The following is a 12,632-nucleotide window of genomic DNA, read 5'->3' as shown; positions in this document are numbered from 1 at the left end:
TGCCTCGGTCCACTTCGGGCTCACCACGATCACCGTCGATGCAACGCGGCCAGCAGCGTGTTCACGATCGGATTCTGGCGCGCGTCCTCGCGCAGCACCGCCGACACCGGGATGCGGAGGCGGTGGTCGGTGAGGTCCAGAGTGAGCAGGCCCTTGGTCGGGCCCTCGTAGAGGACGGTCCAGGATTCGGGGCGGTTGAGCAGTTCCATCGTCGCGGTGTGATCGGGTGGGATCGGGGGCCCGAAGGTGGGACCGACCGGAAGATCGGCGAAGGCCGAGCGGATCAGGGTGTGTAGCAGGACCTGTTCCTGCTCGGGCGGCAAGAGCAGGGGGTAGGGGCTGAGGTCGGCGAGGGTGACGACGCCCTTTCCGGCCAGCGGGTGACTGCTGGAGATCGCGATCACCAGGTCTTCGACCCAGAGCTGCTCCACCGCCAGACCCGGCTGATCCACGCTGCCGCGGATCAGCGCCAGATCGCAGTCGCCGTCGGCGACGGCGGTGATCCGCTGACGGAACGGCTTGATGACGTATTCGATCTCGGCGTCGGGGTGGGCGGCGCGGGCGGCGGCGATCGCGGACAGGGAGCGGGCCGCGAACGACATGTTGGCGGCGAGGCGGATGCGCGGGCCGGTGGTGCGCACGGCGGCGCGGATCGCGGACTCCAGGCTCAGCATCTGCTTGGCCAGCGGGAGCAGCCGCAGGGTCGCGTCGGTGGGGACGACGGCCCTGGTCGTGCGCTCGAACAGCTGCGCGCCGAGGTCACGTTCCAGTCTCGCGATCTGGTGGCTGATCGCGGATTGGGAGATGAAGCAGCGGCTCGCGGCGCGGCTGAAACTGAGCTCCTCGCACACCGCGACGAAGTACGCCAACTGGCGAAGTTCCACCAGGTACCTCCTATTTATTAGTCATACAGATAAGAGTCATCTTCAGTATGCGCCCAAACACCGGAAACATCTGCGTTCCGCATCGCGTTTACTCATATGAAAGGACTCATTACCGATCTTGGAGTGCGCGATCATGGAACACACGGATGTCGTCATCGTCGGTTCGGGCTTCGGCGGACTCGCCGCTGCCAAGCAACTGAGCAAGTCACGAATCAGCTACGTCCTGATCTCGAGCACGCCCGAGCACCTGTTCCAGCCACTGCTCTACCAGGTGGCGACCGGCGTGCTCGCGCCGGAGGAGATCGCGCCGCCCATCAAGAACGTACTGCGCCGCCACCCCGAGGCCGACGTCCGACTCGGCAAGGTCACCGGGATCGATGCCGACGCCGCCGTGCTCACCTACGAGACCGCCGAGGGTACCCGGCAGATCAGCTACGGCTCGCTGATCGCCGCGACCGGCGCCAGCCAGAGCTACTTCGGCCGCGACGACTTCGCCGACAAGACCTTCTCGCTCAAGACCATCGACGACGCGCAGCGCCTGCGTGCCCAGATCGCCTCGGTGTTCGCCGCGGCCGAGAACGCCGACGAGGCGACGAGGCGCAAGCTGCTCAGCTTCGTCGTCGTCGGCGCCGGTGCGACCGGTGTCGAGGTGGCGGGCCAGATCAAGGAGCTCGCCAAGCGGCACTTCCACCAGGAGGTCTCGGTGACCCTGGTCGAGGGCGCGAATGCGGTGCTGCCGCCCTTCGGCGGCGGGCTCTCGGAATACGCGAAGCGCTCGCTGACCGGCAGCGGCGTCGAGGTGCTGCTCGGCACCTTCGTCACCGATATCGACGAGGGCAAGGTGACGGTCAAGGATGCCGAGGGCATCGAGCGCGGCATCGCCGCCGAGACCGTGGTGTGGTCGGCCGGCGTGCAGGCGGGCGGATTCGCGGCGCTGCTGGCCGAGGCCACCGGCGCCGAGACCGACCGCGCGGGCCGGCTGCTGATCAACCCGGACCTGACCGTCGGCGGCCACGCCGACATCTACGCCATCGGCGACATGACCTCGCTCAACGGCTACCCCGGCCAGTCGCCGGTCGCCATGCAGGAGGGCCGTCACGCCGCCGACATCATCCGGCGCAAGAAGGACGCGGGCACGCCGTTCGTCTACTGGGACAAGGGCAGCATGGCGGTGATCAGCCGGTTCAGCGCCGTCGTGAAGCTCAACGACCGCATCACCTTCCGCGGCACCATCGCCTGGGGGATGTGGCTGGCCGTGCACCTGATGTATCTGGTCGGCTTCCGCAACCGCTTCGCCGCGGTCGCGTCGTGGCTGGTCGCCTTCATCGGCACCGCCCGCCCCGGCTTCGACGAGGCCGAGCGGACCGGTAAGCGCACCGAACCCGCGCGATCGGCCGCCTGAGGAACACCGTGATCGGCCCGCCGTGCGACGGCGGGCCGATCGTCGTTCCGGGCCATCGGAATGCGGGCCGCCAGGCCGGATCTCGCAGCCCGATTGGGCCCCGAAACCGGACTCTTCGGCTAGAAACCCGCAGGTGGGCGAACGATAAGCAGCGCATCGGTGAACGCTCGGTGTGATGGGTATCTCGTTCACCGAGCTGGCATCGACACGACACCGATGTGTCGCTCCGATGCCAGCTCGGACTGGCTTCATCAGCGGTATGACTATTTCGTCCGTGTTGACCGCGCCGGCGCCGGACTCCGGGGTGGGGAAGTCTCGGTACTCTCTGGTCGTCGCGTCCGATGCCGAGCACAGGGAAGCCGCCCAGCGGCTCCGATTCCAGGTCTTCGCCTCCGAGCCCGGGTTTCAGATGCCCGACAACGGCACCGGCCTGGACGCCGACCGGTTCGACGAGCACTGCGACCACCTGCTGGTCCGTGACGAGTTCACCGAGCAGTTCGTCGGCTGCTACCGGATGTTGCCGCCGGACAAGGTGAGTGCCGCGGGCGGGTACTACACGGCGACCGAATTCGATCTCAGCCAGCTCGACCCCACCGGTCACCGGATCGTCGAGATGGGCCGGGCCTGCGTGGTGCCCGATCACCGCAACGGCTCGGTGCTCACCCTGATGTGGGCGGGCATCCTGCACTACATCCAGCTCACCGGTTACGACTGGGTGATGGGCTGCGTGTCGGTGCCGATGCAGGACAGCCCCGAAGACCCGGCCGGTGTGAACGTGCGCGGCGTGCGCGACATGCTGCTGGGCCGCCACGCCTGCGACCCCGAGCGTCGCGTGCACCCGCACCGCCCGGTCGTCGTCGACGGTCTGTCCCTCGACGAGCTGACCCCGCCGAGCCGTCCCAAGCTGCCGCCGCTGTTACGCGGGTACCTGCGCCTGGGTGCCGAGATCTGCGGCGAACCGGCGCACGACCCCGATTTCGCGGTCGCCGACTTCGTCGCCCTGCTCGGTATGGAAACCATCAACACCCGGTATCTGGAGCGGCTGCAGAGCGCGGCCGCCAATTTCGACGGGAAGTAACCGCCATGGTGTTCGACGCGCCGCCCGCCACACACTCGCACTCGTGGATGCCGTCGAGCCCCTGTGGGTCTCGCTGCATCGAACCGATCGACGACGTCGGTACCGCCAGGATGGTCGCCCGGCTGGCCGGCGTGATCGGACTCGTGCTCACCTTCCCGGTGCTGACCGCCGCGACCCCGAAGTCGCGGCGCGAGAACCTGCAGCGCCGCTACGCCCGTGCCGCGCTCGGTTGCCTGGGGATGCGGCTGCGCATCGTCGACAACCGTGCGGCCGGGCAGGGCGCGTCGAGCGCCGGGTTCGCCGATCCCGGCACCGCGGTGATGGTCGTGACCGGCCACATCGGCTGGGCCGACGTGGTCTCGCTGGCCGCGGTGCAGCCGGTCAGCTTCGTCGCCAGGGCCGACATGGTCGAATGGCCGGTGCTGGGCAGGCTCGCGCAGCTCACCCGCGTGATCCCGATCGAGCGGGCGCGCCTGCGTGAACTTCCGGGTGTGGTCGGCCAGGTCGCGCAACGGCTCGCCGACGGCAACCGGATCGCCGTCTTCCCGGAGGGCACCACCTGGTGCGGCCGGGCCTACGGTTCGATGCGGCCTGCCATGTTCCAGGCGGCGATCGATACGGCGACCCCGGTCCAGCCGGTCCGGTTGCGCTATCTCGACCGGCACGGAGTGCCATGCACCGTCCCGGGTTTCGTCGGTGACGACACCTTCGCCGACTCGGCCAAGCGTGTGCTGCGCAGCAAAGGCATGACCGCCGAGATCGTGCTCGAGCCGCTCGAGTATCCCGGTGTGGATCGGCGCGATCTGGCTCGCCGGTGCGAGGCCGCGGTGCGTGGCACCGACCGCTCGCGCCACGGCGTGCTCGACACCGAATGGATCGAAGCGGGGAACACGCGCGTGCAAGATCCGTCGGCCGATCGGCGGGTACCGGAAACAGCGTCCGCTACTGCCTGGTAACTCTGCTCGAATCTGCTCGTCCGCTGCCGGAGATCGCGTTTGCGGTCTCCGGTAAAGGCGTTTCCCGATGGCAGGTAGCGGAAGATTCGCAGGTCCAGCCCGGTGCGGGATTCGACGCAAAATGTGAAAAGGTCATGTCCGCCTCGAGATCGTTCGCACTGCGTATTTCCTGCGTATGACCTGGGTTACATACCGAACGGTTGCCCTATACCCAGTCGCCCCGAACTGAAACCCCTAAATTGCCGCTGCCCCGAAATTGATGAGATATTTGCGGTACCGTCACGCAGGAATTTCCCGATACCCCGGTGTAGCCGAGAGTCTGGGCGACGTTCGAGTAGTGCGATCGCAGGGGTGATCGATGGTGAAGGGAAGCAGATACCGGTGACCGAGCAAGCTTCTGGCGTCCGCTCTTCCGCCGCGCGGCGGGGCCGTCGAGCGCCCGTGTCCACGTTGCCGCGTCTGCTGACGGCCGCCGTGGAGCGCGCCCCCGAGGCGCCCGCGGTCAGCTTCGCCGGGCAGTCTCTCACCTACGCCGAACTCGACCAGCAGTCGTCCCAACTGGCCAGGGTGCTGATCGGTCGTGGCGTCGGCCCTGGTGACCGGGTCGTCCTGGCGCTGACCCGGTCGCTCGAGGCGATCGTGGCGCTGTGGGCCGTGGCCAAGACCGGCGCCGCGTTCGTGCCCGTCGACCCGCGCTACCCGGCCGAACGCGTCGCGCACATGCTCGCCGACTCCGGCGCCGGATTCGGCCTGGCCCTGGCCGCCGACGCGGCCCGGCTCGACGCGGGACTGCGATGGCTGGCACTGGATTCCGCCGAGTGCCGCGCGGAACTGGCCGTGGCCCCGGACGCACCGGTGTCGGCCGCCGACCGCACCCGCAGGGTATTCGGCGACGACATCGCCTACATCATCTACACCTCCGGATCGACCGGTGTCCCCAAGGGCGTCGCCGTCACCCACACCGGCCTGGCCGGGCTGTGCGCCGAGCAGATCCGCCGCTTCGGCATCACCGGCTCGGCCCGCACCCTGCACTTCGCCTCGCCCAGCTTCGACGCCAGCATCCTCGAACTGCTCCTCGCCATCGGCGCCAGCTCGACCATGGTGATCGCCCCGCCCGACATCTACGGCGGCGACGAGCTGACCGACCTGCTGCGCACCGAGCGGGTGACCCACGCCTTCATCACCCCCGCCGCGCTCGCCGGTGTCGACGGGTCGGGCCTGCCTGAGCTGGCCGCCATCGTCGTCGGCGGCGAGGCCTGCCCGCCGGAACTGATCGCGCGCTGGTCGCCCGGCCGCAACTTCTACAACCTCTACGGCCCGACCGAGACCACCGTCGCGGCCTCGATCAGCGATCCGCTGACCCCCGGCGACCTGATCACCATCGGCGGGCCGATTCCCGGCATGACAGCGCTGGTCCTCGATGCGCGCCTGCGGCCGGTGCCGGATCGCGTCCCCGGCGAGCTGTATCTGGCCGGGCCCGGCCTGGCCCGCGGCTACCACGAGCGCGCCGGGCTGACCGCGGCCCGCTTCGTCGCCGACCCGATCACCGGTGGCAGGCTCTACCGCACCGGTGACCTGGTGAAATGGGAACTCACCGCGGACGGCGAACCCCAGCTGGCCTTCCTCGGCCGCACCGACGCCCAGGTCAAGCTGCGCGGCTTCCGTATCGAACTGGGCGAGATCGACGCCGTTCTCACCTCCGACGCATCCGTCCGCTTCGCGACCACGCTCGTGCGCACCCTGCCCAGCGGCGTCGACGCGCTCGTCGCGTACGTGGTGCCCGCGGCGGGCGAAACCGTCGACCCGGTCGCGCTGACCCGCCTGGCCGAGCAGCGGCTGCCGCAGCACGCGGTCCCCGCCGCCATCGTGGGAATCGAACGGCTGCCGCTGACCCCGGTCGGCAAGCTCGACTACAAGGCGCTGCCGGAACCGGAGCTCACCGCCCGTGCTTTCGAAGCGCCGCGCACCGGCACCGAGGAAACCGTGGCGGGGGTCTTCGCCGAGCTGCTCGGCGCCGACCCGATCGGACGCGACGACGACTTCTTCGCCCTCGGCGGCAACTCCCTGCTCGCCACCCAGCTCGCAGGCCGCCTCGGCGCGGTCACCGGTGTGCGCGTGCCGGCCCGGACGGTCTTCGAACACGGCACGGTCGCCGACCTGGCGGCCGCGCTCGACGCGCTGGTCGGTGACGCGGCCGTGCGGGTGCCGCTGACCCGGCGCGAGCGCGGCGTGCGGGTGCCGCTCTCGCTCGCCCAGCAGCGCATGTGGTTCATGGCGCGCCTGGACCCAGGTTCCAGCGCGTACAACATCCCGGTCGCACTGCGCCTGTCCGGCCCGCTCGACGCTGCCGCGCTGACCGCCGCGCTCGACGACGTGCTCGACCGGCACGAAGTGCTGCGCACGGTATACCCCGAGCACGACGGCCAGGGTTACCAGCACGTGCTGCCGGTGGCCGAGGCCGGACTCGACGTGGCCGTCGCCGCGATCGCCGAGAGCGACCTGCGGATGGAGCTGGCCCGGCTGACGTTCGGCGGCTTCGACGTCTGCGAGCGAGTTCCCGTGCGCGCCGCGCTGTTCCAGCTCGCGGAGTCCGAGCACGTACTGGCCGTGGTCGTGCATCACATCGCCACCGACGGTTTCTCCCTCGGCCCGCTCACCCGCGACCTGATGACCGCCTACGTCGCCCGGACCCAGGGCGCGGCGCCGGACTGGGCCCCGCTGCCGGTGCAGTACGCCGACTACACCCTGTGGCAGCAGGAAATGCTCGGCGCCGCCGAGGATTCCGGCTCGCTGCTGGCCGAGCAGCTCGGCTACTGGCGCAGGGAGCTCGCGGGCACGCCGACCCTGCTGGAGTTGCCGACGGACCGGCCGCGTCCGCCCGTCGCGGGCAGTCGCGGCGCCGCGCACCACTTCGCGCTCGAACCCGCCCTGCATCAGGCGCTGGAAGTCCTTGCGCGCGAACACAATGCCTCGCTGTTCATGGTGGTGCGGGCCGCGCTGTCGGTGCTGCTGGCGCGCGTCGCAGGCACCGACGACGTCACCGTGGGCGCCCCCGTCGCCGGCCGCGGTGAGCCCGAACTCGACGACCTGGTCGGCATGTTCGTCAATACGGTGGTGCTGCGCACCCGCGTCGACGCCGCCGAATCTTTTGCCGCCCTCCTGGATCGGGTCCGCGAGACCGACCTGGCCGCCTTCGCCCACGCCGACGTGCCGTTCGAACGTCTTGTCGCCGAACTGGATCCGCCGCGCACCCAGGCGCACCACCCGCTCTATCAGGTGGCGCTGTCGTTCCAGAACTTCGGCGGCGCCCGGCTGGAACTGCCCGATCTGGTGGTGTCGGCGGTCGATCTCGGTGACGAGGTCGCACCGGTCGACCTGCAGCTGACCGTCGTTCCGCACGAGGACGACAACGGTCCCGCAGGCCTGCGCTGCTCCTGGCGTTACGCGACCGACCTGTTCGACGAGTCGACGATGGCGACCCTGGGCCTGCGACTGGCCGGGCTGCTGAGCGCGGCCGTCGCCGCACCGCACCGGCCCGTCGGCGATCTGCCGCTGCTGACCGAGGCCGAACGCAGCGAGCCGTCCGGTGACGTGCGACTGGTCCCCGACCCGACTCTGCTCGACGAATTCCGTGCGCAGGCGCTGCGGCGTCCCGACGCGCCCGCCGTCACCTTCGCCGGGTCGACCCTCACCTACGGCGAGCTGGCGGGCCGGGTCAACCGGCTGGCCCGGCTCCTCGTCGCCACCGGCGTCGGCCCCGGCGCCACTGTCGGCGTCGCGATCCGGCCGTCGATCGACCTGGTCGTCGCCATGTACGCGGTGTTCGCCGCGGGCGGTGCCTATGTGCCGATCGACCCGGACTCGCCCGTCGACCGGCGTGCCGACATCCTGTCCGTCGCGCGCCCGATCTGCGTGCTGACCACCGCGGCCGACGCCATCGAGGTCGACGGACTGCCTGTCGTCTCGGTGGATCTGGTCGCGAATTCCGGTGCGCTCTCGGCCTTCTCGGATGCCTGGCTGACCGACGCCGACCGGTTGCGGCCGTTGCGCACGCTGGATCTTGCCTACGTCATCTTCACCTCCGGCTCGACCGGCAAACCCAAGGGCGTCGGTGTGCCGCACTCGGCCATCGTCAACCAGGTGGCGTTCATGGTCGGCGAATACGGGGTGGGGGACAACGACACTGTCCTGCAGTCGATTCCGTGGACGTTCGACGCCTCGATGATCGGTTTCGCGACCCCGCTGCGGGCAGGCGCGCACATGATCGTGGCCGCCTCGCACGGTCTCACCGATCCCGCCTACCTGGCCGATCTCATTGCCCGGCACCGGGTTACCGGCACCACCATCGTGCCATCGGTGCTGCAGATGCTGCTCGAGGCCGCGCCCGCGGGTGCCCTGCGCTCGGTCCGCGCGGTGTGGGTCGGCGGTGAGGCGCTGCCCAACGCGACAATCGCCCGCTACACCACCGCCACCGCGGGCAGGCTGCACAACCTGTACGGGCCCACCGAGGCCACCGTGTCCATCACCGCCGCCGACGTGACCGAGATCGGCGACGGGATCGTCCCGATCGGCAAGCCGCACTGGAACTCTCGCGCGTATGTCCTCGACGCCCGGCTGCAGCCGGTGCCCGTCGGCACGCCCGGCGAGCTGTACTTGGCCGGCGCGCAGCTGGCCCTCGGCTACCTCGGCAGCCCGGACAAGACGACCGAACGCTTCGTCGCCGACCCGTACGGTCCCGTCGGCGAACGCATGTACCGCACCGGCGACCTGGTCCGCAGGCTGCCCTCCGGCGACCTGACCTACCTGGGCCGCACCGACGTTCAGCTCAAACTGCACGGCCTGCGGATCGAACCCGGCGAGATCGAGGCCGCGTTGCGCACGCACCCGGCCGTCGCGGGCGCCGCGGTCGCGGTGCACCACGAACAGCTCGTCGGCTACGTCACCCCGGCGGCCGAGCAGACGGTCGACGTCGCCGATGTGCAGGCGGCGATCCGGACCTTGTTGCCGCCGTACATGATTCCGCACCGGCTGCTGGTGCTCGACGAGTTCCCGCTCGGCGCGACCGGCAAGCTCGACCGCAAGGCGCTACCCGCGCCCGCCGTGGAGATCCGCGAATACCAGGCGCCCGTCACCGCCGACGAGCAGATCGTGGCCGAGGTGTTCGCGCAGGTCCTCGATCTCGACCGGGTCGGCCGCGACGACGACTTCTTCGTCCTCGGCGGTACCTCACTGTCGGCGATCCGGGTCCGCGCCGCGCTCGCCGTACGCCTCGACATCGAGGTGCCGTTGCGCCTGCTGTTCAGCTATCCGCTGGTCAGCGACCTGGCCCTGGCCGTGCGCGACGAGTCCGCGGCCTCGGCCGCCGGCCCCGATCCGGCTGTCGACGCGGTTCTCGACCCCGCGATCGACCTCACCGGCTGCGCGCCCCAGCACGTCGGCGATCCCGCCACCCTGCTGCTCACCGGCGCCACCGGCTTCCTCGGCAGCTTCCTGCTGCGCGAGCTGCTCGAGCAGACCGGCGCCACCATCCACTGCCTGGTCCGGGCCACCGACGACGCGAGCGCGGTGGACCGGGTCGTCGCGACCGCCGCGAAGTACAGCATCGATGTGACCCCGTACCTCGACCGGATCGTCGGTGTGCCAGGCGATCTCGCGCGACCCAACCTCGGCATCGACCCGCTGCGCTTCGCCGAGCTGGCCGCCCGGATCGACGCGATCTATCACAACGGCGCGCTGGTCAATCACCTCGAGCCGTACGGCCGGATGCGCGACGCCAATGTCGGCGGCACCACCGAGGTGCTGCGCCTGGCCACCACCGACCGGGTGAAGCCGATCCACTACGTCTCCACACTGTCCGTGCTGGCGGGTATCCCGCAGGACAGTGGTGTTCCGGGTGGTCTGCCCGGCTACGCGATGACCAAGTGGGTGGCCGAACAGCTGGTGCACACCGCGATCGAGCGTGGAATCCCCATCGCCGTCTATCGCCCCGGCCTGATCACCGGCGACTCCCGCACCGGCGTCGCACCGGCCGAGGACGCCTGGTGGACCATGCTGCGCGCCATGCTGGTGCTCGGCGTCGCCGTCGACGTGCGGGCGATCGGTGTCGAGATGGCGCCGGTGGACCACGTCGCGGCGGGCATCGTCCGCCAGTCCCGCGATGCCGCCGCGATCGGCAACATCTACCGGGCGGCGGGCGCCCAGGTGCCGCTGCACGTGGTCTACGAGGAAATCGTGCGGCGCGAGTACCAGTTCGACTTCATCGACCCGATGGAATTCGGCCTGGTGCTGACCAGGGCCGCCGAACGCGTGGACGCGGATCCGATCCTGGCTCGCGCTTCCGCACTCAGCGGCAACTACGCCGCCGCCATCGCGCAGGCGACCCCGGCGACGGTCCTGAGTGCGGTCGAATCGGCTGCCCCCGCGGAGCCCTACCGCGGCCTGCCGATCGAATTCCCGGCGGTCGACGCGGCCGTCATCAGCCGCTACTTCGATCACTACATCGAGGTCGGTTTCTTCCCGGCTCCTGGTGCCGGGCAGCTCACCCCGGCCTGAGATGTCCCGCGGGAGCCGTGCTTCCGCGGGACGCGGCGAACCGTTTCACATCCATCCACCCTGTGGTTCCGAATCAGATTCGAAGAAGTCTCTCTTCCGCAGCTTTGGATAGGAAGGTTCGACATATGAGCACACAGCGGTGTGTCATTCGGGTTCGGTCTCGGTCACTGCGCACGACGCTCGTCGCGGGCGTTCTCGGCGTCGCGGTGTTCGCCGCGAGCGCCCCGGCACTGGCGGAGACCCCACCAGGCGCTGAGCCGGTGGGTTCAGCTGCCGTCACCACGGCGCAAGGCCTGGTCCTCGACCTGAAGCATGTCGGGCTGGATCCCATTCCCTTGGCGAGCCTGCCGGTCCCGGTGGGTGAACCCGGCGGCACAGCGGATCCGATCGCGGTGCCCGTTCCCGCGCCGACCGATGTGCTGCGGATCGGCAATGTGCAGGTCGCCAGACCGGACTTCCTCCCGCCCGAGCAGGTCGCCCAGTTCAACGACACCCTCGGCGGCGCGGAGACCGCGCTGGCGCGGATGCTGGACGGGCAGGGGTTCGCGCCCGCCCGGTCCGATCAGATAGCCGCCAACGTGTTCGGCAGGGCCGCGCAGGGTGCGGCGGTCGGTGCGATCGTGGCCAGTCCGATCGCCGCGGCCGCCGCGATCATCGGCGTGGGCGTCGGCCTCGTTGTCGCACTCCCCTTCGCGCCCGCCGGGCTCGTCTTCATGCCCATCATCGCCGCCAGCCTCGCCGTAGGCATGGTGGTGGCGCCGTTCGCCGCGGTCGGCGCGGGCGTCGGGGCTGTCGTCGGCGGCGTCGAAGCGGCGCAGGCACCCACACCCTGAGTGAGGCTGGGCCGACCCGCAGGAGCGGTGCTCCTGCGGGTCATGGCGATCAGCTCGCGTAGTCGTAGAACCCGCGACCGGACTTGCGGCCCAGGCGACCCGCGTCGACCATCCGGCGCAGCAGCGCGGGCGGGGCGAGGTGCGGCTCGGCGAACTCGGCGTACAGCGACTCCGAGGCGGCCAGGGCGATATCGAGGCCGACGGTGTCCAGGAGGGTGAGCGGGCCCATCGGGTAGCCGCAGCCGCCCTTCATGGCCGCGTCGATGTCCTCGGCGGTGGCGTAGCCCGATTCGAGCATCCGGATCGCCGAGCACAGGTAGGGGATGAGCAGCGCGTTGACGATGAAACCGGAGCGGTCACCGGCCTGCACGGTCATCTTGCCCAGGGTGTTCTTGGCGTAATCGGTGACGGCCGCGGCCGCTTCCGGCGCGGTCACCAGGGTCGAGATGATCTCGACCAGCGGCATCACCGGCACGGGGTTGAAGAAGTGCACGCCGACGACGCGCTCGGGACGCTCGGTGGCACCGGCCACCTTGATCACCGGGATCGAGGAGGTGTTGGTGGCGAGGATGCCTTCCGGCTTCACGATCTTGTCGAGCTTGCCGAAGATCTCGTACTTCAGCGACTCGATCTCCGGCGCGGCCTCGATCACCAGGTCGCGGTCGGCGAACTCGTCCATGTCCAGGGTGACCCGCACGCGCGCGAGCACCGCGTCGGCCTCCTCCTGGGTGATCTTGCCGCGGGCGACGCCCCGGCTGATCGAGCCGGCGATGCGCTGCTGCGCGGCCTCGGCGAACTCCGGCTTGGTCTCGAGCACGAGCACCGAGCTACCCGCCTTGGCACACACCTCAGCGATGCCGGCACCCATGGTGCCGCCACCGATCACTCCGATCAACTCCACTGCAGAACTCCCAACATCGCATTGCC

7 protein-coding genes are annotated in these 12,632 nt (G+C 70.0%); 5 read left to right on the top strand and 2 right to left on the bottom strand.

The window, feature by feature from the left end; translation table 11 throughout:
- Positions 1–29: 29 nt before the first annotated feature.
- Positions 30–884, bottom strand: a complete 855-nt coding sequence (locus ACFVAV_RS07260; protein ID WP_379031348.1) for a LysR family transcriptional regulator — start codon at positions 882–884, stop codon at positions 30–32.
- 133 nt (positions 885–1,017) lie between these two features.
- On the opposite strand from ACFVAV_RS07260, the gene ACFVAV_RS07255 reads away from it, so the two are divergent.
- The 5 genes from ACFVAV_RS07255 (at position 1,018) to ACFVAV_RS07235 (ending at position 11,705) form a co-directional block, all read left to right on the top strand.
- The gene (locus ACFVAV_RS07255; RefSeq protein ID WP_379031346.1) at positions 1,018–2,286 is read left to right on the top strand and encodes an NAD(P)/FAD-dependent oxidoreductase; all 1,269 of its coding nucleotides are present in this window, start codon (positions 1,018–1,020) and stop codon (positions 2,284–2,286) included.
- Positions 2,287–2,545: 259 nt separating this feature from the next.
- Complete coding sequence (locus ACFVAV_RS07250; protein ID WP_379031344.1) at positions 2,546–3,364, top strand: GNAT family N-acetyltransferase; 819 nt, start codon at positions 2,546–2,548, stop codon at positions 3,362–3,364.
- Between the two features lie 5 nt (positions 3,365–3,369).
- Complete coding sequence (locus tag ACFVAV_RS07245) at positions 3,370–4,320, top strand: lysophospholipid acyltransferase family protein (RefSeq protein WP_379031341.1); 951 nt, start codon at positions 3,370–3,372, stop codon at positions 4,318–4,320.
- 441 nt (positions 4,321–4,761) lie between these two features.
- On the top strand, positions 4,762–10,872 hold the full coding sequence (locus ACFVAV_RS07240; RefSeq protein ID WP_379031338.1) for an amino acid adenylation domain-containing protein: 6,111 nt from the start codon (positions 4,762–4,764) through the stop codon (positions 10,870–10,872).
- Between the two features lie 125 nt (positions 10,873–10,997).
- On the top strand, positions 10,998–11,705 hold the full coding sequence (locus ACFVAV_RS07235; RefSeq protein WP_379031335.1) for a hypothetical protein: 708 nt from the start codon (positions 10,998–11,000) through the stop codon (positions 11,703–11,705).
- Between the two features lie 49 nt (positions 11,706–11,754).
- On the opposite strand, the gene ACFVAV_RS07230 is transcribed toward ACFVAV_RS07235, so the two are convergent.
- Entirely contained in the window at positions 11,755–12,606 is an 852-nt protein-coding gene (locus tag ACFVAV_RS07230; RefSeq protein WP_379031332.1) for a 3-hydroxybutyryl-CoA dehydrogenase, read from the bottom strand.
- Positions 12,607–12,632 lie beyond the last annotated feature (26 nt).

The organism is Nocardia sp. NPDC057663 (assembly GCF_042799895.1).
Taxonomy (GTDB): Bacteria; Actinomycetota; Actinomycetes; order Mycobacteriales; family Mycobacteriaceae; genus Nocardia.
Note: the sequence above shows the minus strand (reverse complement) of the source record. Positions and strands in the feature narration are given on the sequence as shown.

Bases quoted from the DNA above. Each gene is read 5' to 3' on its own strand.
- ACFVAV_RS07235 (WP_379031335.1), top strand. From the start codon at position 10,998: ATGAGCACACAGCGGTGTGTCATTCGGGTTCGGTCTCGGTCACTGCGC.
- ACFVAV_RS07250 (WP_379031344.1), top strand. From the start codon at position 2,546: ATGACTATTTCGTCCGTGTTGACCGCGCCGGCGCCGGACTCCGGGGTG.
- ACFVAV_RS07245 (WP_379031341.1), top strand. From the start codon at position 3,370: ATGGTGTTCGACGCGCCGCCCGCCACACACTCGCACTCGTGGATGCCG.
- ACFVAV_RS07255 (WP_379031346.1), top strand. From the start codon at position 1,018: ATGGAACACACGGATGTCGTCATCGTCGGTTCGGGCTTCGGCGGACTC.